The 23,610-nt window shown below is 54.3% G+C and carries 25 protein-coding genes; 16 read left to right on the top strand and 9 right to left on the bottom strand.

All coding sequences use genetic code 11. The features are described from left to right. Positions 1-224: 224 nt before the first annotated feature. The 6 genes from rfaD to PGH32_RS23345 are packed head-to-tail and all read left to right on the top strand — an operon-like array spanning position 225 to position 6,583. Complete coding sequence (rfaD, locus tag PGH32_RS23370; protein ID WP_105594452.1) at positions 225-1,157, top strand: ADP-glyceromanno-heptose 6-epimerase; 933 nt, start codon at positions 225-227, stop codon at positions 1,155-1,157. Positions 1,158-1,173: 16 nt separating this feature from the next. Next, a complete protein-coding gene (rfaF, locus tag PGH32_RS23365) occupies positions 1,174-2,220 on the top strand; it encodes an ADP-heptose--LPS heptosyltransferase RfaF (RefSeq protein WP_314425748.1) in 1,047 nt (348 codons plus the stop codon). After that, the gene (gene rfaC, locus PGH32_RS23360) at positions 2,221-3,186 is read left to right on the top strand and encodes a lipopolysaccharide heptosyltransferase RfaC (RefSeq protein WP_337895338.1); all 966 of its coding nucleotides are present in this window, start codon (positions 2,221-2,223) and stop codon (positions 3,184-3,186) included. It abuts the gene before it with no gap. Further along, positions 3,183-4,352, top strand: a complete 1,170-nt coding sequence (locus PGH32_RS23355; RefSeq protein WP_337895337.1) for a glycosyltransferase — start codon at positions 3,183-3,185, stop codon at positions 4,350-4,352. Before rfaC ends, PGH32_RS23355 begins: the two co-directional genes overlap by 4 nt. A 19-nt stretch (positions 4,353-4,371) precedes the next feature. Then, positions 4,372-5,607, top strand: coding sequence for an O-antigen ligase family protein (locus tag PGH32_RS23350; RefSeq protein WP_443112828.1), 1,236 nt, complete (start codon positions 4,372-4,374; stop codon positions 5,605-5,607). After that, positions 5,600-6,583: a glycosyltransferase family 2 protein gene (locus PGH32_RS23345; protein WP_337895335.1), complete on the top strand. Its 984-nt coding sequence runs from the start codon at positions 5,600-5,602 to the stop codon at positions 6,581-6,583. The genes PGH32_RS23350 and PGH32_RS23345 overlap by 8 nt, the downstream gene beginning before the upstream one ends. Positions 6,584-6,589: 6 nt before the next feature. On the opposite strand, the gene PGH32_RS23340 is transcribed toward PGH32_RS23345, so the two are convergent. Together PGH32_RS23340 and PGH32_RS23335 are read right to left on the bottom strand one after the other, a co-directional pair. Beyond that, positions 6,590-7,684 (bottom strand): glycosyltransferase family 9 protein, encoded by a 1,095-nt coding sequence (locus PGH32_RS23340; protein WP_314425759.1) that lies wholly within the window; start codon positions 7,682-7,684, stop codon positions 6,590-6,592. 1 nt (position 7,685) lies between these two features. Continuing rightward, positions 7,686-8,642, bottom strand: coding sequence for a polysaccharide deacetylase family protein (locus PGH32_RS23335; protein ID WP_337895334.1), 957 nt, complete (start codon positions 8,640-8,642; stop codon positions 7,686-7,688). A gap of 161 nt (positions 8,643-8,803) precedes the next feature. Here PGH32_RS23335 and rfaQ point away from each other — a divergent pair, with 161 nt between their 5' ends. From rfaQ to PGH32_RS23320, 3 genes are read left to right on the top strand one after another with little or no spacing between them, the layout of a single operon-like run. Next, on the top strand, positions 8,804-9,874 hold the full coding sequence (gene rfaQ, locus PGH32_RS23330; RefSeq protein ID WP_337895333.1) for a putative lipopolysaccharide heptosyltransferase III: 1,071 nt from the start codon (positions 8,804-8,806) through the stop codon (positions 9,872-9,874). After that, positions 9,871-10,998, top strand: coding sequence for a glycosyltransferase family 4 protein (locus PGH32_RS23325; RefSeq protein ID WP_337895332.1), 1,128 nt, complete (start codon positions 9,871-9,873; stop codon positions 10,996-10,998). The genes rfaQ and PGH32_RS23325 overlap by 4 nt, the downstream gene beginning before the upstream one ends. A 3-nt stretch (positions 10,999-11,001) precedes the next feature. Further along, positions 11,002-12,111 carry a glycosyltransferase gene (locus tag PGH32_RS23320; protein WP_337895331.1) on the top strand — a complete coding sequence of 370 codons (1,110 nt, stop codon included), beginning with the start codon at positions 11,002-11,004 and terminating at the stop codon, positions 12,109-12,111. Here PGH32_RS23320 and PGH32_RS23315 read toward each other — a convergent pair. After that, entirely contained in the window at positions 12,100-13,116 is a 1,017-nt protein-coding gene (locus tag PGH32_RS23315) for a glycosyltransferase family 9 protein (RefSeq protein ID WP_337895330.1), read from the bottom strand. The two genes, PGH32_RS23320 and PGH32_RS23315, sit on opposite strands and share 12 nt — an antisense overlap. Before the next feature lie 278 nt (positions 13,117-13,394). Between PGH32_RS23315 and PGH32_RS23310 the strand changes: the two genes are divergently transcribed. The 4 genes from PGH32_RS23310 to coaD all read left to right on the top strand — a co-directional run bounded on the left by PGH32_RS23310 (position 13,395) and on the right by coaD (position 17,090). Beyond that, positions 13,395-14,408: a glycosyltransferase gene (locus PGH32_RS23310; RefSeq protein WP_337895329.1), complete on the top strand. Its 1,014-nt coding sequence runs from the start codon at positions 13,395-13,397 to the stop codon at positions 14,406-14,408. Between the two features lie 157 nt (positions 14,409-14,565). Continuing rightward, positions 14,566-15,840 (top strand): lipid IV(A) 3-deoxy-D-manno-octulosonic acid transferase, encoded by a 1,275-nt coding sequence (gene waaA / locus PGH32_RS23305; RefSeq protein ID WP_314425901.1) that lies wholly within the window; start codon positions 14,566-14,568, stop codon positions 15,838-15,840. After that, entirely contained in the window at positions 15,841-16,617 is a 777-nt protein-coding gene (locus tag PGH32_RS23300; RefSeq protein ID WP_314425776.1) for a glycosyltransferase family 2 protein, read from the top strand. Next, complete coding sequence (gene coaD / locus PGH32_RS23295) at positions 16,614-17,090, top strand: pantetheine-phosphate adenylyltransferase (RefSeq protein WP_314425779.1); 477 nt, start codon at positions 16,614-16,616, stop codon at positions 17,088-17,090. Before PGH32_RS23300 ends, coaD begins: the two co-directional genes overlap by 4 nt. A 2-nt stretch (positions 17,091-17,092) precedes the next feature. On the opposite strand, the gene mutM is transcribed toward coaD, so the two are convergent. From mutM to radC, 4 genes are all read right to left on the bottom strand, one after another. Then, complete coding sequence (gene mutM / locus PGH32_RS23290; protein WP_314425782.1) at positions 17,093-17,902, bottom strand: bifunctional DNA-formamidopyrimidine glycosylase/DNA-(apurinic or apyrimidinic site) lyase; 810 nt, start codon at positions 17,900-17,902, stop codon at positions 17,093-17,095. A gap of 103 nt (positions 17,903-18,005) precedes the next feature. Next, the gene (rpmG, locus tag PGH32_RS23285; protein WP_001051798.1) at positions 18,006-18,173 is read right to left on the bottom strand and encodes a 50S ribosomal protein L33; all 168 of its coding nucleotides are present in this window, start codon (positions 18,171-18,173) and stop codon (positions 18,006-18,008) included. A gap of 16 nt (positions 18,174-18,189) precedes the next feature. Then, positions 18,190-18,426 (bottom strand): 50S ribosomal protein L28, encoded by a 237-nt coding sequence (gene rpmB / locus PGH32_RS23280; protein WP_105594435.1) that lies wholly within the window; start codon positions 18,424-18,426, stop codon positions 18,190-18,192. 296 nt (positions 18,427-18,722) lie between these two features. Next, positions 18,723-19,394, bottom strand: a complete 672-nt coding sequence (gene radC / locus PGH32_RS23275; RefSeq protein WP_314425798.1) for a RadC family protein — start codon at positions 19,392-19,394, stop codon at positions 18,723-18,725. 197 nt (positions 19,395-19,591) lie between these two features. Here radC and coaBC point away from each other — a divergent pair, with 197 nt between their 5' ends. From coaBC to slmA, 3 genes are all read left to right on the top strand, one after another. Continuing rightward, on the top strand, positions 19,592-20,803 hold the full coding sequence (gene coaBC / locus PGH32_RS23270; RefSeq protein ID WP_337895357.1) for a bifunctional phosphopantothenoylcysteine decarboxylase/phosphopantothenate--cysteine ligase CoaBC: 1,212 nt from the start codon (positions 19,592-19,594) through the stop codon (positions 20,801-20,803). After that, entirely contained in the window at positions 20,781-21,239 is a 459-nt protein-coding gene (gene dut, locus PGH32_RS23265) for a dUTP diphosphatase (RefSeq protein ID WP_314425800.1), read from the top strand. The genes coaBC and dut overlap by 23 nt, the downstream gene beginning before the upstream one ends. Before the next feature lie 116 nt (positions 21,240-21,355). Beyond that, the gene (slmA, locus tag PGH32_RS23260) at positions 21,356-21,952 is read left to right on the top strand and encodes a nucleoid occlusion factor SlmA (RefSeq protein ID WP_337895328.1); all 597 of its coding nucleotides are present in this window, start codon (positions 21,356-21,358) and stop codon (positions 21,950-21,952) included. Between the two features lie 65 nt (positions 21,953-22,017). Here the strand turns inward: slmA and pyrE are convergent, their stop codons facing one another. Together pyrE and rph are read right to left on the bottom strand one after the other, a co-directional pair. Further along, positions 22,018-22,659: an orotate phosphoribosyltransferase gene (pyrE, locus tag PGH32_RS23255; protein WP_314425804.1), complete on the bottom strand. Its 642-nt coding sequence runs from the start codon at positions 22,657-22,659 to the stop codon at positions 22,018-22,020. A gap of 58 nt (positions 22,660-22,717) precedes the next feature. After that, a complete protein-coding gene (gene rph / locus PGH32_RS23250) occupies positions 22,718-23,434 on the bottom strand; it encodes a ribonuclease PH (RefSeq protein WP_314425807.1) in 717 nt (238 codons plus the stop codon). Positions 23,435-23,610 lie beyond the last annotated feature (176 nt).

The raw sequence follows: 23,610 nt of genomic DNA, 5'->3' as shown, positions 1-23,610 counted from the left end.
TATCCCTCACCAACTATTTTCAGCGATACTGTGCACTGAAAATACAACATAATGACGGACGTACATGGCGTCAGATGCAAATATTGCAGCATATCTCACGGAATAATTCTTCTCAGCCCTGCGGTTACAGACTCCTCTGGCTGTCTGCGGCTCGTTGAGATGTTATGATAAGAGTATTAGCGCGTGGAGCCTCCTGCTCTACCCCACTGTAAAGGTTAAAGCTCATGATTATCGTCACCGGCGGCGCTGGATTTATTGGAAGCAATATCATCAAGGCGCTGAATGATAAGGGCCATACTGACATCCTGGTTGTCGACAACCTGAAAGACGGCACTAAATTTGCCAACCTGGTTGATTTAGATGTTGCAGACTATATGGATAAAGAAGACTTCCTGATTGCCATTCTGGCCGATGAAGACTTCGGCGACGTTGAAGCCGTGTTCCACGAAGGCGCCTGCTCTTCCACCACCGAGTGGGATGGCAAGTACATGATGGATAACAACTATCAGTACTCTAAAGAGCTGCTGCATTACTGTCTTGAGCATGATATTCCCTTCCTGTACGCCTCTTCCGCCGCCACTTACGGTGGCCGTAACGCCGACTTTATTGAAGAGCGCCAGTTTGAAGAGCCGCTTAACGTGTATGGCTACTCCAAGATGCTGTTTGACCATTATGTCCGCAGCATCCTGCCTGAAGCGCAGTCGCAGGTTTGTGGCTTCCGCTACTTCAACGTTTACGGGCCGCGCGAAGGCCACAAAGGCAGCATGGCCAGCGTGGCATTCCACCTGAATACCCAGCTGAAAAACGGCGAGAATCCGAAACTGTTCGAGGGCAGCGACGGATTTAAGCGCGACTTCATCTACGTCGAAGACGTTGCGGCCGTCAACCTGTGGTTCTGGGAAAACAGCGTTTCCGGCATCTTTAACTGCGGCACCGGCCGCGCCGAATCTTTCCAGGAAGTGGCGGATGCTGCACTGAATTATCACCAGAAAGGTGAGATCGAATACATTCCGTTCCCGGAAAAACTGAAAGGCCGCTATCAGGCATTTACGCTTGCCGATCAGACCAAACTTCGCGCCGCTGGCTACGATAAGCCGTTCAAAACCGTCGCCGAAGGGGTGGCTGAATATATGGCGTGGCTGAACCGTAACGGTTAACGGAGCGGGGCAGGCAATGAAAATTCTGGTTATTGGCCCGTCGTGGGTCGGCGATATGATGATGTCGCAGAGCCTGTATCGCACGCTGAAGGCTGAACATCCCGAAGCGACGATTGATGTCATGGCTCCGGCCTGGTGTCGGCCCCTGCTGTCGCGCATGCCGGAAGTGAACGAGGCCCTGGCGATGCCGCTGGGCCACGGCGCACTGGAGCTGGGAGAACGCCGTCGGCTTGGCAAGGCGCTGCGGGATAAGGGCTACGATCGCGCCTTTGTGCTGCCCAACTCGTTTAAATCCGCGCTGGTGCCATTTTTTGCTGCGGTCCCACGCCGCACCGGCTGGCGCGGTGAAATGCGTTATGGCCTGCTGAACGATATCCGCACGCTCGATAAAGCTGCATTTCCGCTGATGGTGCAGCGTTACGTCGCGCTGGCATACGACAAATCGCGCATTGCCAGCGCCCGCGACCTTCCCCAACCGCTGCTGTGGCCCAGGCTGTCAGTGCAGGAAGCGGAAAAGCAGACAACCGCCGCCGCGTTTAACCTCGCCGCCGACCGACCGCTGATTGGCTTTTGCCCGGGCGCGGAATTTGGCCCCGCGAAACGCTGGCCGCACTATCACTATGCCGCGCTGGCGCAGCATCTGATCGACCAGGGCTATCAGGTAGCGTTGTTCGGTTCGGCAAAAGACCATGAAACCGGCGAACAAATCCTTGCGGCACTGGACGAAAACAGCCGACAGCACTGCCGCAATCTTGCTGGCGAAACCCAGCTGGAACAGGCGGTGATCCTACTGGCCTGCTGCCATGCCGTAGTGAGCAACGACTCAGGGCTGATGCACATTGCCGCGGCCCTCGATCGCCCATTGGTCGCACTGTACGGTCCAAGCAGCCCTGATTTTACGCCGCCGCTGTCCGACAAGGCCCGGGTGATACGTTTGATCGAGGGCTATCATAAAGTGCGCAAGGGTGATGCTGCAGAAGGCTATCACCAGAGTTTGATTGATATTACTCCAGCGCGCGTTATCGCCGAGCTGGAAACGCTTTGCCCTACTCCAGGAGTTTGAATGCGGGTTCTGATTATTAAAACCTCCTCGATGGGAGATGTATTGCACTCGCTACCAGCATTAACGGACGCAATGCAGGCTATTCCCGGAATTCGTTTTGATTGGGTCGTTGAAGAGGGCTTTGCTCAGATCCCATCCTGGCATCCTGCCGTGGATCGCGTGCTGCCGGTGGCCATTCGCCGCTGGCGTAAACACTGGTTTGGCAGCCAGAACCGCGAAGAGCGCGTGGCATTCAAGCGCGAGCTACAGTCGCGAGAGTATGATGTGGTGCTGGATGCGCAGGGGTTGATTAAAAGTGCGGCGCTGGTCACACGCCTGGCAAAAGGCGTCAAGCACGGTGCGGACAGCCGCAGCGCACGTGAACCTTTTGCCAGCTGGTGGTACGACCGTCGTCACCCGATCAACAAGCAGCAGCACGCCGTACAGCGTACACGGGAGCTGTTCGCCAAAAGCCTGGGTTACACGCTGCCGGAAACAACGGGTGATTACGCCATTGCCCAACACTTTGTTGATGCGCTGCCGGAAGATGCTCATCGGTATCTGGTGTTTCTGCATGCCACTACGCGCGACAATAAGCACTGGCCGGAAAGCCACTGGCGTGAACTTATTGGTTTAATAGCGCCTACAGGGTTAAGGATAAAGCTTCCCTGGGGTGCGGAACACGAGCATCAGCGGGCTATTCGCCTGGCTGAAGGCTTTGATTTCGTTGACGTGCTGCCAAAGCTGACGCTGGAGCAGGTCGCCCGGACGCTGGCTGGCGCACGTGCGGTCGTCTCGGTCGATACCGGCCTGAGCCATCTGACCGCCGCGCTGGACCGCCCGAACATCACGCTTTATGGCCCAACCGATCCCGGGCTGATCGGGGGTTACGGCAAGAATCAGTTTGCGCTGATTTCTCCGGATAAAAACATGGAAACGTTAAGTGCTGCGTCCGTGCATGAGGCATTGAGCAAGGTCATTTCATGAAGAAACTACACATCATTAATTTGGGAAAAATGGGCGGCGTAGAGCGCCTTTTTTTGCAGTATCTTAATGAAGCGGATGATAACAGTAACGAAATCATCTGTGTAAGTAGCGAAGTGGGTAAAGAGATTGCGCAGCAAATGCCGCATCAAAAGGTGACATTTGCAACGCGTCTTTTTAACGCGTTGCCGCTGCGCTGCCCGCAGTTTCTGCGAAAGTATCTTCTGCAGTGGAAAATTTCCCGCGCCAGTGCAGACGTGATTATCGTCTGGGATCTGATCCCAGGGCTGGCTGCAAAACCCAAACGCGGCAAGCTGCTTTACTACGATCACGGTTGTTCATGGCGCTATGCTAAAAACGCCAAGACGCTGCGTTTTTTCTCGATGCTTGATGGGGTTATTTCCGCCTCTTATGCTTCTAAACGGGTCATGGAGCTGCGCTTCAATTTGCCCTGCCCGCATAAGGTGGTGATTAACCGTATTAAAACCCCTGACGGAATCCAGGACTCGCCGCGCCATCTGAGCACATCGGTTCGTTTGGGCACGGCATCACGTCTGGTCAGCCTGAAGGGCATCAGCGTTGGATTACTGACCCTGAAAGAGCTGCTGGCCCGTGGCCATAACGTGGTGATGGAAATTGCCGGGAAAGGTCCGGACCGGGCTGAATTTGAGGCGCTGGCAGAAAGGTTACAGCTGGGCGATCGGGTTACGTTCAGCGGCTTTCAGCATAATGTTGCGGATTTTTTTAACCGTACGGACATTTATCTCAGCACCCCGGTGACCGAGCCATTTGGGCTTTCATGCATGGAATCTTTATATTTTGGCGTTCCCGTTGTCTTCCCCATGGTGGACGGACAGCCAGAAGCGGTTAAAGAGGGCGTTTGCGGCATCGGCATCGTCCCTTCAGTCAGTATTGAACAGCATAAAACGCTTACGGGTATTGAAGTCGATTTCCCCCATCAGGTTTACGATCCCATTCAGGATTCCCTGGTCGATGCAAAGTTGGTTTCACATATCGACTGCGCGAACGCCGTCGAAAAACTGATGATGGAAAATCACTACGAGTCCTACAGCAGAAATGCACAACGCTTCACACTAGAAAACTTTAATTTTGAAGTATTTAAGGATGAATTTAACACCACGCTTGAATATTACAAAAAAGAGAAATGATGTGAGAAATTTAGCCGGCATTTTCAACAACACCACTCCGTCACCATTATGGAGTTATCTTGCCTATTCGTGTTGTGCAATCAGTATTTTGACACTGCCTTTTTTACCCAGTACGGGGCGTGATTTATTCTATCTGAGCGGGTACTTCGCTTTTTTCTGTTTTTTGTTCAATTTTAGATATTACATCCATAACAAAAAAAACCTGATCCTGCCGGGACTGTTTCTGACATTGTCCTTCAGCACCCTTTTTTGGCTGGTTGTATATAAAGCTCCGGGCGACTACATCAATATCTATCGCTCTTATATGAACATGTCCAGGCTGTTTATTGCCACGGCTTTTGTACTGCTGCTGGCCCTTAATGAACGTCTGAACCTGCAACGTAAAATCATCTGTTTATGTATTGCCGCGGGGATTGTCATTAATCTCTATGCGTTCTACCAAAGCATTGCGTTACGATATACACGCGTTGAGCTGGGCTTCGATCGCGCCACGATAGTGGCCTACATTCTTACCGCCGTTAGCCTGCTGATGATGCAGTCCATTCTGATGCTGAAAACCCGATATCGGCTGGTGCTTTATGCGCTGGCGTTTATGTTTACCTATGCCTCTATCGTATTTACGGGCACGCGTGCCGCTATGCTGCTTTACCCGATACTGATTGGGCTGTCGGTACTTGCGACGAAAAACGTGATATCTCACCGGCATAAGATCGTGATTATACTGCTTCTTCCACTGCTGCTTGCCGCCTGCGGATTTATCTTCAAGGATAAAATTGAAAAAAGAATTGATGATGCACAAAAAAATTATGCAACGCTCAATAATTCTAAGGTGAGTAACTCCATTTTCTCCCGGGTCTGGATGCAAATTATCGCTATCCGAACGGGAAATGATGCGCCACTGGGTCAATCCGCTGAGCACCGGGCGGAAGAAGCGCTAAAAATCATTGCCGGGGAACCGAAGTTATATAATGCCAAGCGCTATCTTAACGTACACATGCATAATGAAGTGCTGGAAACCTACTCCCTGAAGGGTATCTGGGGCGTCCTCATCCTGCTGGCAATCTATGTTTCCCTGATCGTTCAGTCTTTCAGGCCCGAACGAAACGCGATGCTGCTTGGCGTCAGTGCGGCACTGATCTTCTATGGCCTGAGTGACGTTCTTTTCTTCAGCTCAGAGGCGACCATCACGTTTTCTCTGGCGATTATATTCAGCGTGCTGTCGCTGAAGAAAACCCGGGAACATGCCAATGAGTGAGGCTGAAAACGGCCGTCTGCTCAGCATTATTATTCCCTTCTATAATAATGAAGATTTTCTGGGTGACAGCCTGGAATCATTATTGCGGCAGGTTGATGATGATATTGAGATCGTACTGGTTAATGACGGCTCGACGGACGGTTCAGCCGCCCTGGCGCAAAAGGTGCTGGATCGCTACGCCCATCCACACGTTATCTTTATCTCCCAGCAAAACGGGGGGATAGCACACGCACGCAACGTTGGGCTCCAGCATGCCAGCGGGCAGTATGTCACCTTCCTCGACGGCGATGATTTACTCAGCCGCCACTATCTGAAGACGCTTCGCCCGCTGCTGTTTTCCGGACGATATGAGTTAATAGATTTCAAATATCATATCTTTGCGGATTCAGCCCCGAGCGATCCCCTGCCCGCTGAGTCAGCCTTTTTCGCCAGCGACTTCAGTCAGGGGGTCAGCTGCCTGATGCCGCTTTTCAGCCGCTCCATGTGGCATCTCTGGAACAGGATTTTCCACCGCACCCTGCTTATCGGTGAATCTTTCGAAACGGGCCGGCGCTATGAAGATGTGATCTTTACGCCCTTCTTCTACTTCAAGACCCAAAAAATCGGCCATATCGATCACGAACTCTATTTTTATCGCGACAACAGCCAGGGCATAACCCGCAATGTTAAAGAAAAGGACATTGAAGATATGCTGTTTGCGATGCAGAAGATGCTGAATTTTGCGGCGCAGCACGGCCACGATAAGGCGATAAAACAGCTCGCCGCCCTGATGCTGCTGAACTGCTTTAACGAAGTGAAGGCCATGTCCAGGAAGCTCTACGGCTACTACTTCTATCCGGAAAAAGTCCGGACGGTATTAGCGCAGGCCGCCGAGCTGTGCGATGGCACTACCGTACCGAAGAAAAAGGTCCGGCAGATGCGATTCGCTTATATCGATACCTGGCTGTCGAAACTTCGCTGGCGGCTGAAGTGGTAACAACGATTACCGAACCAGCTGCAGATGTTCCACAACCTCATCATAGACCCGCTGCGGCTGAATCACCCCCATCGGGCTTTCTGCTTCCAGCGGCATCGTATAGCCGGTGCGGGAAAGATGAATAACGCGATGCAGTTCCAGATCCTGAATGGGTCCGGTAGAGCGCGGATCGGCAGTGACAAAAAGACTGATTGTTTTTACCTTGAGTGCAATCGCCACGTGCAGCGGCCCCGTATCACCGGTCACCAGCAGATCGAAGCCATCCAGCAGCGTAATCATCTGCTGTAACCCGGTTTTACCAATCCGGTCGTCAACCTGTTCCAGGGTGGCCGCACTCACGCTTTGCAGAAAGCGCTGCGCTCTTTCTTTGTCCGTCCCGCCCCCGATCAGCACAATCTTCACACCCGGCCGGGCAGCCACCAGCATTTCGGCCAGGCTGACATAGTGAGAAACGGGCCAGCAGCGCGATTCGGTTGATGCGCCCAGTTGGAAACCAATGGTTAACTGGTCAGGATTTTTCACCGCCCGCTCGAAGGGTGCGGGGATTTCCATGGTGGGATCGTCACTGCGGCAGCCCAGAATAGAAACCAGCTCAAGCTTGCGACGAACAAAGTGTCCGTAGTAATGGAAGACATAGTTGGTCAGCCATTTCTCCAGCCCGCTGATGCCAGAGCTGTAGTTATCGCGAATAATGTATTTCGCGCCGGACATCACTGCGCTAATCACATCATAGGGCAGATGTGAATGCATGATCAGAGCCAGATCGGGCTGATGCTCCCGTAATGATTTCAGCAGTGGGCCCAGCGTTTTGATTTTGCTGTTCCAGTAAACAACGCGGTTATAGTCGCGACCGCCTTCCACCAGCTCTCTGTTTTTCTCATGCACAACCAGCGTGATATGCGCATGCGGATAGCGTTCGCGTACGGCGCGGATAACGGGCGTATTGAACATAAAATCGCCGAGTGCCGTTGTCGAATAGATAACGATATTGTCGAAATGAATCCCACTGTTGAAAGTGGATTTATCCTGCAGACGACCGTATCTGGCGGTATAGCGGTCAAGGAAAAAGTTCGCGAGCTTAATCTTCCATTTCTTCGACATCTCAACCCACTTTACTCTGGTAATATTCTGATAAGGTTAATCCCGTCGTACGCGACTGCAGCCAGCTGAACAGCTGTTCCAGATCGTCGTACAGCGCATCGATATCCGCTGCGGTTTTGAACGTCGGGCTGCCGCCGGGCATAAACTCCGACGAGTGCAGCATGAACTCCACATAGTCGCTGCCCTCGGCCAGCGTTTTTTCCGCCACGCCGATCATTTGCTGTAGGTTACCGCGCCCTGGCCGCAGCCAGTGGACCGACGGACTGCGCTGCTTTCCACGCAGCCGATCCCAGCCCTGCTTAACCCCGTTCATCAGCGCCGAGTGCTTGTACTGAATGCTCATTGGCACTTCCAGCAGCGGCGAATCGCCCGCCCGGGAGATATCCTGCGGATCGATAAAATAGGCGCGATCGGGAAAGTGCTGATAATTAGTACCGCCGTTGCCCTGCGGCGCGCCCGGCGAGAACTGCCAGTTCACGCGTGGCGTAACAGAACAGTCGACCTGATAGCCCAGCTCAATCAGTAAACCGGCATAAAATTCATTAAACGCCCAGCGCCCGGCGCGGTGGCTGCGCATTTTCGTCTGCAGAGTGTCTTCCAGCAGCCGGGTGATATAGCTGACTTTCTCGCGAATGACCGCGTCAGGGTATTCAATCAGATAGGGTTTGTGCCGCCAGTCGTCACCGGTCAGGTCCTGTATCGGTGGATTATTCCACGCGTGCAGATGCATGCCGATTTCCCCGGTATCACGGGCAATCACGTCGCGAGCAAACTCGACGTAGGCCGGATCGACCGCCATTTCATAATTCGTCAGCCAGGTCGGCTTAAAAGCGTACTTTTCACAAAGCTGCTGGAAACGGGGCAAAAACCGGGTGTTTTCGGTGACGATCCGATCGTGATTTTGCCAAAGATTATCGCCTTCGGTATCGATGGTGATGATAAACGCGGGCTTACCCATATTCTTTCCTGTCAGCACAATTACCTGCGGCTATGTTACGTAGCGGGCCAGCAAAGCGCAAAGGTAATTCCTTTCACCCCGGCGATACCGGGCGGCGAGGCTAGCCACGCCAGGGTGACTGCTTTAGAATCAACAACTGGTTTATTGAACAGCGATAAAGCATGGAATCTCTGGATCTGTCCCACATCCCTCACCCGGTATCACGTATCCTGGTGATCAAGTTTCGCCACCATGGCGATATGTTGCTGACTACGCCGGTTATTCACTCGTTAAAAGCTGCCTTTCCTGATGCTCAGATTGATGTGCTGCTTTTTGAGGAAACCCGCACCATGCTCAGCTGTCATCCGGATATTCACCGGATTTATGCCATCGACCGCAGCTGGAAAAAACAGGGTGTACGCTTCCAGATTAGTCAGGAATGGCGGCTGATGAGCACGCTGAGAAAACGGCATTACGATATGGTACTGAATCTGGCAGACCAGTGGCGCAGTGCCATCATTACCCGCTTCACCGGCGCACGTGTGCGGCTGGGGTTTGATTTCCCTAAGCGTCAGGGAAGGCTGTGGCGTCGGTGCCATACGCAGTTGGTTTCCACGGCAGACCATAATTCGCTGCATACCGTGGAGCAGAACCTGTCGCTGCTGGCGCCTTTACGGCTCCCGGAGCGGCAGGACAACGTCGCCATGCACTACTCCGCTGAGGATCGTCAGATCGTTCGGGATCTGGCCGGTTCGGAAGATTATGTCGTTGTGCAGCCGACCTCCCGCTGGTTCTTCAAATGCTGGAGCGAAGAGAAGTTTGCCGCCACGCTTCAGGGGCTGCTCGATGACGGGCGAAAAGTGGTCATGACCTCTGGCCCGGACGGGAAAGAGATAGCCATGGTGGAGGGGATTATCGCCCGCCTGGCCTCACGTGAGGGGGTTGTCTCTTTGGCCGGGAAGCTGACGCTGACTCAGCTTGCCGCACTGATTGACGGTGCGCAGCTGTTTATCGGCGTGGATTCCGTTCCAATGCATATGGCCGCGGCCCTGCAAACGCCGACGGTCGCGCTGTTTGGCCCCTCCAAACTGGTGTTCTGGCGGCCGTGGCAGGTGAAGGGCGAGATCATCTGGGCAGGCGACTACGCCCCCCTGCCGGATCCGGACAGTGTTGATACGAAGACCAGCGAACGTTATCTGGATGCCATTCCCGTTGACGATGTACTGGCCGCAGCACGGAGGCTCTTAGCATGAAGCCCATCAGACTGGCTATCGTACGGCAAAAATACCGCCCCGATGGGGGTGCCGAACGTTTCATCTCACGCGCGCTGGAAGCGCTGGACCAGCAGTCGCTTGATTTGAATGTGATTACCCGCGAATGGCAGGGACAGCGCCAGCCCAACTGGCATCTGCATATCTGCAACCCGACAAAATGGGGCCGCATCAGCCGCGAGCGTGGTTTTGCCGACGCCGCGCGGGCGCTATGGCAGCGTGAAAACTTCGATATCGTTCAAAGCCACGAGCGTATTGCCGGATGCGATATCTATCGCGCCGGGGACGGTGTTCACCAGCGCTGGCTTGAGCTGCGTGGTCAACTGATGCCGGGCTGGCGGCATAAACTGCTGCTGGCGAATCGCTATCATCGTTACGTGATGGCGGCGGAAAAAGCGATGTATGAAGCCCCGGAACTGAAAGCCGTTATCTGCAATGCGGAGATGGTCAAGCAGGAGATCATTCAGCGGTTTGGCGTTGCCAGTAACAAAATTCACGTTATCTATAACGCGATTAATACTGCCCAGTTCGTACCGGCAGACAGCACGACGCGCGCGGCTATCCGGCAAAAAATTTCGCTCCCGCTTAACGCCAGCGTGCTGATTTATGTCGGTTCCGGCTTCGAACGTAAAGGGCTGGCAGCGGCAATACGTGCCGTAGCCAACACCGATCGTTATCTGCTGGTGGTCGGCAAAGATAAAGCGGAAAAACAGTATCGGGCACTGGCTACAGAGCTGGGCTGCGCCGATCGGATCCGCTTCGTGGGGATGCAGTCGGATACGCTGCCGTGGTATCAGGCCGCCGATGGGCTGCTGCTGCCCACGCTGTACGATCCGTTCCCCAATGTTATTCTCGAAGCCATGGCCTGCGGCCTGCCGGTCATCACCTCGACCACCTGCGGTGGCGCAGAGTTTATTCAGCCGGGCCGTAATGGCTTCGTGTGTGACGCGCTGGATGTTCCGGCACTGCGCGATGCGGTCATGGCGCTTCCTGAACAGGCGACCGACAGCAATATGGCACTGGCGGCGCGCGAACAGGTTATGGCTTCCACCCCGCTGCGGCTGTCGCAGCAGCTGATATCGCTTTATCAACAGATTCTGGACTAACCGATGCGTATTTTGATGATTATTGACGGCCTGCCGGGCGGCGGCGCCGAGAAAGTGGTGCTGACGCTGTGCGAAGGAATGCAGAAGATGGGCCATGATGTCAGCCTGTTTTCACTGCGCAACGTGTGTAATTACGCTATCCCGGACGGGATCGATTATCAGGTCGTGGAAAGTCCGAGCAGCGCGCCGTGGCGTAAGCTCACCGAGCTGTCGCGCCGCGCCGCCGCGCTGGATGATGCCATCGCGGTAAGCGAATCGCATCACGGCAGCTACGATCTCATCTTCTCCAATCTGCATAAAACCGATCGCATTGTCGCGCGCTGCAAAACCATTCCGCCGCAGAAGCTGTGGTACTGCATCCACGGTATTCTCTCCACCTCGTATCTTGGGCACCGCAGCGGGTTCAGCCGCTGGCTGAAGCTGCGTAAAATCGCCCGGATTTATCAGGGAAAAAACATCGTTGCGGTATCCCGTGCGGTGGGAGAAGACATGACCCAAAAGCTGGCGATTTCGCCTTCCCGTCTGGCGGTAATTAATAATCCTTTTGATATTGAAGGTATTTTAAAGCAGGCCGCGGAGCCATTATCCGTCGCGGGTGTGCCTTACATTGTTCACGTCGGGCGTTTTCACCCGCACAAGCGGCACGACCGCCTGCTGGAGGCCTTCGCGGCATCGGGCATTCCGGCCAAACTGGTCCTGGCAGGAACCGGCAACGAAGACCAAATCGCCAAAACGAAGGATCTGGCCGTTCGGCTGGGTATTGATGACCGGGTGGTTTTCGCCGGTTTCCAGGCTAACCCTTACCCGTTGATTAAACATGCCAGGATGCTGGTGCTAAGTTCGGACAGTGAAGGTTTCGGCAACGTGCTGGTGGAAGCCCTGCTGTGCGGCACCCCGGTGGTCAGTACGCGCTGCCCCGGCGGGCCAGCCGAAATTCTCGAACGTATGGGAATGAGCGACGCGCTGGCCGAGCTGAATACCGATTCACTGGCCGGGAAGATAGCGGCGACCTGGCAGTCGCCACCGTTAATCGATAGCCAGAAACTCAGCGAATATGATTTGGAACCCGTTTGCCGGCAGTATCTGGCGCTTCAGGCGAAATCAATCCGCTAAGCTTTGCAGCTGATGCCAGACCTCATCGACGCTGACATCGGCGCATTCACCGGAAGGCGTCTGCATTATTCGGTAGTCGCCTGACCACGGATGCCAGACCTGGCTGTCCGTATCACCAAACAGCACGACCTGCTTTTTATTCATCGCCGAGGCCAGATGCATCTGGCCTCCGTCGCTGCACAGCAGGCGGTCGCAGTGTTCAAATGCCGCCACCAGTTCGCGCACCGAGGCGGTGGGATAGAGGGAAACACGTTCGCTGGCGCAGGCAGCCAGTACCTGCTCGGCACGATGCTCATCGCCGACATCATCGGGCGCCAGCGTTCCCTGTGGTGACCAGAAGATCACCGCGCTGCCGCGACTGGTCGCCAGATGGCGCTGGATAATCTCGACATAGCGCTCCAGCGGCCAGCGGCGTTTGGGACTGCGGCTGCTGATATGCACCGCCAGCACCGGCCCTTCAGTTGAGCGCCTGTCTGCAAAACGCTGGGCGGCCTGCTGGCGCTCGCTCTCGCTCAGCCAGATCCGCACCGGAGGGATCGTTATCTTTTGGTCGGTGATGGCAGAAAGATAGCTGAACGTCCGCTCTACCTGATGCTGACCGATGAAATCCGCAGGTCGAAAAGGAACATTAATCGCCCGGTCGCCGGTATCAGCGCCAATAATATGCTTCGCTCCCGCCATTTTCGCCAGCCGAAGGCTGTATACGCAGGGATTGGGGTTCGCCAGAATCACCGCATCAAAACGGATACGGCGCAGCCGCATAAAAATTTTAAGCCGGTCGAGATAAACGCTGAACTTGCTCTCATTTTTCTTACGATGCTTGGCTTTGCGGTAGATAAAAGTCTTTTCGATATGCGGATTGTTTCTGACCACGTCCTGGCTAACGGAATTGATCAGTAAATAGACGCTGGCATCGGGCCAGGCGGATTTAGCACCTTCGATCAGCGGCGTGGTACACACCAGATCGCCAATATTGTCACGACGAATAATCAAAATGTTTTTCATTCAATTTTTCAGACGACGGTTCTCGCCCGATCTTTTCACCGATGCCAAAGAGTAGATCCCAGCCCCTCTTCAACCAGTTTTTAAAACATCTCAATCCGTCGAGAGCATAAACCGCGTGTCTTTAACCACGCACTGGCGGTATCTGATAGTGCACCCGCTAAGCACTCAGACAGCAGGTAATATTAAATAGCACATCTAACGTCAAAAAAAGAATCCCCAGCCAGCCATACTACCGACTAACACTATGAAAATTATCGAAATAAGAAAAAACTTAGAGAATGGACTCTTACATGCAACCACCCCCACTGCTCACGGTGATCGTTCCTCTGTATAATGCCGGTGCTTTTTTTAAGCCTTTTATAGAATCGCTGCTGGCACAAACCTTCCAACAGCTTGAGATTATCATTGTCGATGATGGTTCAACCGATGGCTCCGGAGAATCTGCGGAGAAGTATGCCAGCAGCGTAGCGCATATGCGTGTGCTTCATCAGGCTAATGGCGGCGTGTCACGGGCACGGAATACTGGCCTGCAGCAGGCACGGGGAAAATATGTCACCTTTCCCGACGCGGACGATATTCTTGAACCGCAAATGTACCAGACACTGATGGAAATGGTATTAGCCGACGACCTTGATGCCGCCCAGTGTAATGCGCGGCGTATTCACGCTAATGATAATGATGGCATCCCTTTAATTCCGTTTGAGCGGCTACGATCAACCCCTTCTCTTTCAGGAACTGAATGGCTTAACCGGGCACTCAAAACACGCCGTTATCTGCATGTCGTCTGGCTGGGCGTTTACCGCCTTTCGCTGATTAAATCCTGCCATCTGCGCTTTATCCCCGGCCTGCATCATCAGGATATACCGTGGACGACGGAATTTATGTTTAACGCGCGGAGCGTTCGCTATTGCGATGCCTTGCTGTATCGCTACAGGATACATCATGAGTCCGTCAGCCATCGCAAACGTCACGGTAGGCAAAATGTCCGGTATCAACGCCATTACCTGCGGATTTGTGCTCTGCTGGACGACATTAATCACCGCTATCAGCACCAGGTACCTGTCTGTCGTTCTTTTCATGCGCAAATCACGCGCGAGGCACTCAGCGTCTGCCATGCTATCCGCCGCGAGCCAGATGCCGATGCCCGCCGCACAATGATCCACGATCTCCTGCGGACCCGCACTCCCCAGCGTATGATGCGTAACGCTCGTGGCCTGACTCAGTGGTATAAATTACTGGTGTGGCACATACGTCTGCTTTACCTCTATCATTTCCAGAGAGTGAACCACTAAGGCCCAACAGCGTTAATTGACTGTCGTGATCATCAGCTTATGTGGCCCGGTAATGAAGTACTGTGAGACAGCATCACTTATCTGATAACATGCCCTATTATTCCTTTTTTCGGCAATCTCTGGGCATAAGTCTCTTTTCACCTGAAAAAACAATGTGATGATTACCATTTATACCGTTTTACTGTATCTCATTCAGCCCTTCATCTGGCTCCGTCTCTGGTTACGCGGCCGGAAAGCGCCTGCCTATCGCCTGCGATGGGCTGAACGCTATGGTTTCTGCAAAGGTAAAGTAAAACCTGATGGGATCCTGCTGCATTCGGTTTCCGTCGGTGAAACCCTGGCCGCCATACCCCTGGTTCGTGCGCTGCGCCATCGCTATCCCGATCTGCCGATTGTGGTAACGACTATGACGCCTACGGGGTCTGAACGCGCCAGCTCAGCGTTTGGCAAAGACGTTCATCATGTTTACCTGCCCTATGATTTACCCGGCGCGATGAATCGCTTCCTGGATACCGTCAATCCCCGACTGGTTATCATCATGGAAACCGAACTCTGGCCGAATATGATCTCCCTGCTGCACGCGCGTAAAATTCCCCTGGTGATCGCCAATGCCCGCCTGTCCGAACGTTCGGCGAAAGGCTATCAAAAAATCGCCAAGTTTATGAAGCGCCTGCTGCAGCAAATTACCCTGATTGCGGCACAGAACCAGGAAGACGGCGAACGCTTCGTTGCCCTCGGGCTGAAACGTTCGCACCTGGCGGTAACCGGCAGCCTCAAGTTCGATATCTCCGTCACTCCTGAGCTGGCAGCGCGCGCCATTACGCTGCGCCGCCAGTGGGCGCCGCATCGTCCGGTATGGATAGCGACCAGCACCCATGAAGGTGAAGAGAGTATTATTCTGGATGCGCACCGCAAGCTGCTGGCCCGCTTCCCGACGCTGTTGTTGATCCTCGTGCCGCGGCACCCGGAACGCTTCGATACCGCGCGTAACCTGACGCAGAAGGCCGGAATGAGCTATACGCTGCGCAGCAGCGGAGAAATCCCCTCCGGCAGTACGCAGGTGGTGATCGGCGATACCATGGGCGAACTGATGTTGCTGTACGGGATTGCCGATCTGGCGTTCGTGGGCGGCAGTCTGGTGGAGCGCGGTGGTCATAATCCGCTGGAGCCTGCGGCTCATGCCATTCCGGTGCTGATGGGGCCACACACCTTTAATTTCAAAGATATCTGCTCCCGACTGCAGCAGGCCGACGGCCTGATCACCGTGACCGATGCCGACTCGCTGGATAAAGAGATTGGCACGCTGCTGACCGACGAGGACTATCGCCTCTATTACGGTCGCCATGCGGTTGATGTTCTGCACCAGAATCAGGGCGCACTCCAGCGCCTGCTCCATTTGCTGGAGCCTCACCTGCCACAGCGGAATCACTAAATGCACACTCGCCAGCCGCTGTCGGTAGTCCTGATTGCAAAAAATGCGGCAGAGCTCCTGCCGGAATGTCTGACGTCCGTCAGCTGGGCAGATGAAATTATTCTTCTCGACTCCGGCAGCAGCGACGGTACCGCAGAAATCGCGGAACGTCATGGCGCTCGCGTTTTTCATTCCACGCAATGGCACGGCTATGGCAAACAGCGCCAGCTGGCGCAGAGCTATGCCAGCCATGCGATGATTTTGATGATCGATACCGACGAGCGCGTCACGCCTGAGCTGCGTCGCAGCATTGAGCAGGTACTTGAACAACCCGCTTCGGAGACGGTGTACAGCATTGCCCGACGTAATCTGTTCCTCGGCCGGTTTATGCGTCATAGCGGCTGGTATCCCGATCGGGTAACACGCCTTTATCCCCGCAGTTATCGCTACAACGATAATCAGGTGCATGAATCCCTGGAAACCGCACGCGCGGCGGTACGTCCCCTGCAGGGGGATCTTCTGCATCTGACCTGCCGTGATTTTTCTGATTTCCAGTGGAAGCAGTTCGCCTACGCGGAGGCCTGGGCTAAACAGCGCCATCTGCAGGGTAAACGCTGCGGCATCGCCGCAATATTCGGCCATACTGCAGGTGCCTTCCTGAAAACCCTGGTGCTGCGCGCCGGTTTTCTTGACGGCAAACAGGGCTGGCTGCTGGCCGTAGTCAATGCACAGTATACGTTCAATAAATATACGGCCCTGTGGGCTCTCAATCACGCATCCAGGAACGGCAGACTATGAGCACTAAAGCCATTTACCCCGGTACCTTCGATCCGATGACCAACGGCCATCTGGATATCGTGACGCGCGCCGCGCTGATGTTTGACCGCATCGTTCTGGCGGTGGCGGCCAGCCCCAGCAAAAAGCCCATGTTCACGCTGGAAGAGCGCGTTGCCCTGGCCACGGAAGTGACGGCGCATCTGGATAATGTGGAGGTCGTCGGCTTCAGCGATTTAATGGCCAACTTCGCCAAATCTCAGCAGGCCAACGTGCTGGTGCGAGGATTACGGGCCGTATCCGACTTCGAATACGAGCTGCAGCTGGCGCATATGAACCGCCATCTGCTGCCGACTCTGGAAAGTGTTTTCCTGATGCCTTCTGAAGAGTATTCGTTTATCTCGTCATCGCTGATGAAGGAAGTCGCACGCCACGGCGGTGAGGTCAAAGCCTTCCTGCCGGAGCCGGTGTATCTGGCCCTGCAGGCGAAGCTCTGAGTCTATTTCTGGCAGCGCGGACAGAAGAAGGTGCTTCTCTGGGCGTGTTTACTGCTTTCAATCGGCGTGCCGCACACGCGGCACGGCTCTCCTGCCCGCCCATAAACCTGTAGTTCCTGAGCAAAGTAGCCCGGCTTTCCGTCGGTCTGCAGAAAATCACGCAGCGTGGTGCCGCCCTGTTCGATTGAACGCAGCAGCACGGCCTTGATTGTTGCCACCAGCAGATCCGCTTCCGACTCACTCAGCGCCATGGCTGGACGATCGGGATGGATCCCGGCAACGAACAGGGATTCACTGGCGTATATGTTGCCCACCCCCACCACCAGCTTGTTATCCATCAGCCAGGGTTTGATGGCCGTACGCTTGCCGCGAGATTTGGCAAACAGATAGGCGCCGTTAAAACTCTCCTCCAGCGGTTCAGGACCGAGATGGGAGAGAACTGAACTGGCTGCGAGGTCAGTGCACCACAGCCAGGCACCAAAGCGGCGCGGATCGGTATAGCGCAGCACCTTGCCGTTGCTCATCACCAGATCAACGTGATCATGCTTCGCCGGCGGGAGTTCGTGTGGCAGCATACGCAGGCTGCCGGACATCCCCAGATGGATAATAATCCACCCGGTTGGCAGCTCCAGCAGCAGGTATTTAGCACGCCGCTGAACGCTCAGCACCGGCTGGTCGCTAAGGGCATGAATTTCGTGTGAAACAGGCCAGCGCAGGCGGGAGTTACGCACCACGGCGTGCAGAATCGTCGCGCCGACCAGATGTGGCTCAATTCCGCGTCGGCTGGTTTCTACTTCTGGCAATTCTGGCATTTTCCCGCTCCCGTTGGCTGTTCAACATGATGACGCAGTACTCTAATACAAAACTCAGAAACAAAAAAACCCGGCCGGAGCCGGGTTTTTCAACTGAGATTAATTACTTAATCTTAGCTTCTTTGTAGATCACGTGCTGGCGGACAACCGGATCGAATTTCTTCAGTTCCAGTTTTTCCGGCTTAGTACGCTTGTTCTTCGTGGTGGTATAGAAGTGACCTGTACCAGCAGAAGAAACCAGCTTGATCTTCTCACGAATACCTTTAGCCATGTTTCAGTTCCTTACCTTAGTACTTCTCACCGCGGGTACGCAGATCGGCCAGAACCGTCTCAATACCCTTTTTATCAATTACACGCATGCCTTTGGCAGATACGCGTAGTGTAACGAAGCGCTTTTCGCCCTCAACCCAAAAACGGTGAGAGTGCAGGTTCGGCAGGAAACGGCGTTTCGTCGCGTTCATTGCGTGGGAACGGTTGTTACCCGTCACCGGACGCTTGCCAGTTACTTGGCAGACTCGTGACATGTCTATTCTCCAAAAATCAAATCAGCTCGAGCTTTAAAAATAAGGTTTTGGCCGCCTCGTCAGACTAATAGCCCATCCAGGCGAGTTCTATGTGAACCCGCTGAGCAGGCTCAAACGCCAAACCCGAGATTCTCAAAGGTGGCGTAGTATACGCCCTGTAGCGCGAGTGCTCAAGTCCCGAACAGATAAAGATCCCTGTGGATCGCCTGTAACTGTCTTAATTGCCTGTGAAACAGCCTGTTTTTGTACACGAATCGCCCCGACATTCGTACTTCAGGGCCGTAAAAGGCGATTTTTCACATCCAGCCCAGCTCGGCAAAAGAGACATACTCACCTCGCCCAATCACGATGTGGTCCAGTACGCGAATATTAAGCAGCGTACAGGCACGCACAATTTGCTGCGTGATATCACGATCGGCACGGCTTGGTTTCGCCAGCCCGGAGGGATGATTATGTGCCAGAATCAGCGCCGCAGCATTGCGTTTTAACGCTTCGCGTACAATTTCCCTTGGATGCACTTCCACGCTGTTGATAGTGCCGCTGAACATTTCGCAGGTATGGATAACGCGATGCTGATTATCAAAAAAGACTACCTGAAAAATTTCGCGTTCCCGATGAGCCAGTGAACTGTGTAAAAAATCCAGCATTTGCTCTGAACTGTTTACCGTGTGGCTCTTGAGGGCTTCCTGACAGGTAAAGCAGCGCCGCGCCAGCTGCGCAACGGCATGGATCTGGGCATACTTGGCGGTGCCTATCCCACCGACCGCCTTAAACTCCTCCTTCGTCGCATGCATCAGCCGATACAGCGACCCAAAATGATCGATTAAGCGCTGCGACAGTTCCATCACATGCACCCCGCGCGTGCCGGTGCGTAAAAAAATAGCCAGCAGTTCACAATCACTTAGCGCTGCCGCGCCGAATTTGATCAGCTTTTCACGCGGGGGTAACCCCTGCCACTTATTTCCCATCTTCTGCGTCTCCTTGCCTGAATACGCAAAAGCATGGCATTATATACAGTAGTTTTCTATCGCTGTCCGTGAGCTTTACGAGGCAGATCGCAAAGGTACCGAGGCGAAAAATAACCAGCCTGACTGAATGTGATAAAATATTCCTCATTGCGGTACAACAGTACCTGGCAGGCTCAACAGAAGGCGAAAGGCAGATGATGGGATTATCGGGAAAGCGGATTGTTCTGGGCGTCAGCGGCGGTATTGCCGCCTATAAAACGCCGGAACTGGTACGCAGGCTCCGCGATCGTGGGGCAGAAGTCCGCGTGGTAATGACGGATGCGGCTAAGGCCTTTATCACCCCATTAAGCTTACAGGCCGTTTCCGGCTTTCCGGTCTCAGACGATTTGCTCGACCCGGCCGCTGAAGCAGCGATGGGCCATATTGAACTGGGGAAATGGGCGGACCTGGTGATTCTGGCCCCGGCAACGGCCGATCTCATTGCCCGCGTCACGGCCGGAATGGCCAACGACCTCGTTACCACGCTGTGCCTGGCAACGGCAGCGCCCATCGCGATTGTCCCGGCCATGAACCAGCAGATGTATCGTGCGCTGCCCACTCAGCATAATCTTCAGCAGCTGGCGCAGCGCGGCGTACTGATCTGGGGACCGGACAGCGGCAGCCAGGCCTGCGGCGATATCGGGCCAGGGCGCATGCTCGACCCGCTGGCGATTGTCGATCTGGCGGTCAGCTGGGCCACACCGGTCAACGACCTGCAACATCTGCATATTATGATTACCGCGGGCCCGACTCGCGAAGCACTGGACCCGGTGCGCTTCATCAGCAATCACAGCTCCGGTAAGATGGGGTTTGCCATCGCCGCCGCTGCGGCAAAACGCGGTGCCAGCGTCACGCTGGTGGCTGGCCCCGTTGAGCTACCTACGCCGCCGTGGGTCAAACGCATTGATGTCATCACCGCGCTTGAAATGCAGCAGGCCGTTATGGAACGGGCCGCGCGGCAGCATATTTTTATCGGCTGTGCCGCGGTGGCCGATTATCGTGCCGCCACGGTTGCTGAAGAAAAAATCAAAAAGCAGGGCGATGAAATTACCCTGAAAATGGTGAAAAACCCTGATATTGTCGCCGGCGTTGCGGCTTTAGCGGAGGGACGTCCCTACGTGGTAGGATTTGCTGCTGAAACCCAGAATGTGGAAGAATACGCACAACAAAAACGGGCGCGCAAGAATCTGGACTTGATCTGCGCCAATAATGTTGCCAAAGCCGGGCAGGGTTTCAATAGCGATTCCAATGCTCTTCACCTTTTTTGGCAGGAAGGAGACAAAGTCTTACCGCTCAGCGATAAGTCTCTCCTTGGCCAACAGTTACTAGACGAGATAGTCATCCATTATGATGAAAAAAATCGACGTTAAGATTTTAGATCCGCGTGTCGGCAACGAATTTCCTCTGCCGACCTACGCCACCTCTGGATCTGCCGGGCTCGATCTGCGCGCCTGCCTTGACAGCGCTTTTGACCTGCAGCCGGGGCAAACGACGCTGGTACCCACCGGGTTAGCAATTCATATTGCCGATCCAACGCTGGCAGCGGTTATTCTGCCGCGTTCCGGCCTGGGTCATAAGCATGGTGTGGTACTGGGAAATCTGGTCGGCTTGATTGATTCTGACTACCAGGGACAGCTGATGGTTTCCGTATGGAACCGTGGCCAGGACGCATTTACTATTCAACCCGGCGAGCGTATTGCTCAGATGGTGTTTGTTCCCGTTGTGCAGGCTGAATTCAACCTGGTCAACGATTTTGATACCAGCGTACGTGGTGAAGGCGGTTTTGGCCATTCTGGTCGCCAGTAACTCTCTATCGCTCCCGCAACAACGAAACCCCTTTTTTCGCCGTGAGCCGTCAGGCTTACGGATGTTGCGTGGGCTTGTGCTCGTTTATGGTGATGTTTTCAGGGGTCTTTTAAGACATGGTTGAAAAAAAGAGTGCGAAAAGGAACAGGCGCGAGGAAATCCTGCAGGCACTGGCGCAGATGCTGGAGTCCAGTGATGGCAGTCAGCGGATAACAACCGCAAAACTGGCGGCAAATGTCGGCGTTTCAGAAGCGGCGCTGTACCGCCATTTCCCCAGCAAGACCAAGATGTTTGACAGCCTGATTGAATTTATTGAAGACAGCCTGATTACGCGCATCAATCTGATTTTGAAAGACGAGAAAGAAACGCTGACGCGTTTGCGTCTTATCACGCAGTTGATTCTGGGCTTTGGTGAGCGTAATCCGGGTTTAACACGTATCCTGACCGGTCATGCGCTGATGTTCGAACAGGATCGCCTGCAGGGGCGAATTAACCAGCTGTTTGAACGCATAGAAGTGCAGATTCGCCAGGTCATGCGCGAGAAGAAAATGCGTGAAGGCGAAGGGTTCACGACCGATGAAACGCTGCTGGCCAGCCAGCTACTGGCGTTTTGCGAGGGGCTACTTTCACGTTTTGTGCGTTCAGAGTTTCGCTATCGTCCAACGGCGGAATTCGAGGTTCGCTGGCCGCTGTTCGCGATGCAGCTGGTATAAGCCAAAGTGGACTGGCCTCGCGATGAGGCCAGTCCGTATCGGTTGTCATTCCGTCAGCCGATCGTTCAGATACCGTATTCACTGCGGTAGGCGCGCACTGCCGCGAGGTGATCGGCAAGCTCAGGTTGCTCTTCCAGATAGCTGATTAACTCTTTCAGCGTGATAATCGAAATCACCTTACAGCCGTAATCCCGCTCAACTTCCTGAATCGCCGAAACGCTACCGCGCCCGCGTTCCTGACGGTCGAGGGAAATCAGTACCCCCGCCAGGCTGGCCTGATTAGCCGCGATGATCTCCATCGATTCACGGATTGCCGTTCCCGCGGTGATTACGTCATCAACCAGCATCACTTTACCCTGCAGCGGGCTACCGACCAGTGTGCCGCCTTCACCATGATCTTTCGCTTCTTTACGGTTAAAGCAGTACGGCACATCGCGATCGTGATGATCCGCCAGCGCTACTGCCGTGGTGGTGGCAATCGGGATCCCTTTATAGGCCGGGCCAAATAGCAGATCGAAATCAATGCCTGAATCTACCAGGGCCTGCGCATAAAAACGGCCCAACAGGGCCAGATCGCGCCCGGTGTTGAACAGGCCGGCGTTAAAGAAATACGGGCTTTTACGCCCTGACTTTAGCGTGAACTCACCAAACTTCAGCACCTGCTTGTTGATGGCGAATTCGATAAATTGGCGCTGCCAGGCTTTCATGTTGTCATTCCTCAATATTCAGGCAAAAAAAAGGCGACTCTCGGGTCGCCTGGAAAAATCAGTTAGTCAGCGCCGCTTTCTGCGCCTGTACCAGTGTGTCAATGCCGCCCCGGGCTAACTCAAGCAGCTTGAGCAGCTCTTCATGGCTGAACGGTTCGCCCTCTGCGGTGCCCTGCACTTCAATCATGCGGCCATCTTCGGTCATCACCACATTCATATCCGTTTCGGCAGCGGAATCTTCCACATACTCCAGATCGCACAGCGCTTCGCCGTTCACAATGCCAACGGAGATAGCTGCAACCATCCCTTTCATTGGATTAGCCTTCAGCTTGCCGATAGCAACAAGGTGGTTCAGCGCATCGGCCAACGCCACGCAGGCACCGGTGATTGACGCGGTACGCGTGCCGCCGTCGGCCTGCAACACGTCACAGTCCAGGGTAATGGTAAATTCACCCAGCGCTTTCAGATCCAGCGCCGCGCGCAGCGAGCGGGCGATCAGACGTTGGATCTCCAGCGTACGGCCGCCCTGCTTGCCTTTCGCCGCTTCGCGGGCGTTACGGCTGTGAGTCGCACGCGGCAACATGCCGTATTCCGCCGTAACCCATCCCTGTCCCTGGCCTTTCAGAAAGCGAGGTACGCCTTCTTCAATTGTTGCGGTACATAATACTTTGGTATCACCGAATTCAACCAGCACAGAGCCTTCTGCATGTTTGGTGTAATGACGGGTCAGGGTAACGGGACGCACCTGATGTGCGCTACGGCCTGATGGACGCATAGTGTATTCTCCGGCTAGCTTTATAATTGGCTGCGCATTATACGGATTTCACCCGTGAATGCCTATCGCAGGTACCGTCATCCGCACGCTGTTATGCAACAGGCAGATAATCAACGTTTAAAACAGCAAGATAATCGGGAACAGGGTGTAAAAAGAATCGATATATGGCTAAATGC

It is taken from the genome of Erwinia sp. SLM-02, assembly GCF_037450285.1.
GTDB lineage: Bacteria > Pseudomonadota > Gammaproteobacteria > Enterobacterales > Enterobacteriaceae > Erwinia.
This window is presented reverse-complemented; position numbering and strand designations above follow the sequence as displayed.

Excerpts from the sequence above, each read along its gene's own strand:
- PGH32_RS23355 (WP_337895337.1), top strand. The coding sequence starts at position 3,183 with ATGAAGAAACTACACATCATTAATTTGGGAAAAATGGGCGGCGTAGAG.
- radC (WP_314425798.1), bottom strand. The coding sequence starts at position 19,394 with ATGGGAAATAAGTGGCAGGGGTTACCCCCGCGTGAAAAGCTGATCAAA.
- dut (WP_314425800.1), top strand. The coding sequence starts at position 20,781 with ATGATGAAAAAAATCGACGTTAAGATTTTAGATCCGCGTGTCGGCAAC.
- mutM (WP_314425782.1), bottom strand. The coding sequence starts at position 17,902 with ATGCCAGAATTGCCAGAAGTAGAAACCAGCCGACGCGGAATTGAGCCA.
- coaD (WP_314425779.1), top strand. The coding sequence starts at position 16,614 with ATGAGCACTAAAGCCATTTACCCCGGTACCTTCGATCCGATGACCAAC.
- PGH32_RS23335 (WP_337895334.1), bottom strand. The coding sequence starts at position 8,642 with ATGGGTAAGCCCGCGTTTATCATCACCATCGATACCGAAGGCGATAAT.
- rfaF (WP_314425748.1), top strand. The coding sequence starts at position 1,174 with ATGAAAATTCTGGTTATTGGCCCGTCGTGGGTCGGCGATATGATGATG.
- PGH32_RS23325 (WP_337895332.1), top strand. The coding sequence starts at position 9,871 with ATGAAGCCCATCAGACTGGCTATCGTACGGCAAAAATACCGCCCCGAT.
- rfaD (WP_105594452.1), top strand. The coding sequence starts at position 225 with ATGATTATCGTCACCGGCGGCGCTGGATTTATTGGAAGCAATATCATC.
- slmA (WP_337895328.1), top strand. The coding sequence starts at position 21,356 with ATGGTTGAAAAAAAGAGTGCGAAAAGGAACAGGCGCGAGGAAATCCTG.
- pyrE (WP_314425804.1), bottom strand. The coding sequence starts at position 22,659 with ATGAAAGCCTGGCAGCGCCAATTTATCGAATTCGCCATCAACAAGCAG.
- waaA (WP_314425901.1), top strand. The coding sequence starts at position 14,566 with ATGATTACCATTTATACCGTTTTACTGTATCTCATTCAGCCCTTCATC.
- PGH32_RS23340 (WP_314425759.1), bottom strand. The coding sequence starts at position 7,684 with ATGTCGAAGAAATGGAAGATTAAGCTCGCGAACTTTTTCCTTGACCGC.
- PGH32_RS23300 (WP_314425776.1), top strand. The coding sequence starts at position 15,841 with ATGCACACTCGCCAGCCGCTGTCGGTAGTCCTGATTGCAAAAAATGCG.
- PGH32_RS23310 (WP_337895329.1), top strand. The coding sequence starts at position 13,395 with ATGGACTCTTACATGCAACCACCCCCACTGCTCACGGTGATCGTTCCT.
- coaBC (WP_337895357.1), top strand. The coding sequence starts at position 19,592 with ATGGGATTATCGGGAAAGCGGATTGTTCTGGGCGTCAGCGGCGGTATT.
- rpmB (WP_105594435.1), bottom strand. The coding sequence starts at position 18,426 with ATGTCACGAGTCTGCCAAGTAACTGGCAAGCGTCCGGTGACGGGTAAC.
- rfaC (WP_337895338.1), top strand. The coding sequence starts at position 2,221 with ATGCGGGTTCTGATTATTAAAACCTCCTCGATGGGAGATGTATTGCAC.
- rfaQ (WP_337895333.1), top strand. The coding sequence starts at position 8,804 with ATGGAATCTCTGGATCTGTCCCACATCCCTCACCCGGTATCACGTATC.
- PGH32_RS23315 (WP_337895330.1), bottom strand. The coding sequence starts at position 13,116 with ATGAAAAACATTTTGATTATTCGTCGTGACAATATTGGCGATCTGGTG.
- PGH32_RS23345 (WP_337895335.1), top strand. The coding sequence starts at position 5,600 with ATGAGTGAGGCTGAAAACGGCCGTCTGCTCAGCATTATTATTCCCTTC.
- PGH32_RS23320 (WP_337895331.1), top strand. The coding sequence starts at position 11,002 with ATGCGTATTTTGATGATTATTGACGGCCTGCCGGGCGGCGGCGCCGAG.
- rph (WP_314425807.1), bottom strand. The coding sequence starts at position 23,434 with ATGCGTCCATCAGGCCGTAGCGCACATCAGGTGCGTCCCGTTACCCTG.
- rpmG (WP_001051798.1), bottom strand. The coding sequence starts at position 18,173 with ATGGCTAAAGGTATTCGTGAGAAGATCAAGCTGGTTTCTTCTGCTGGT.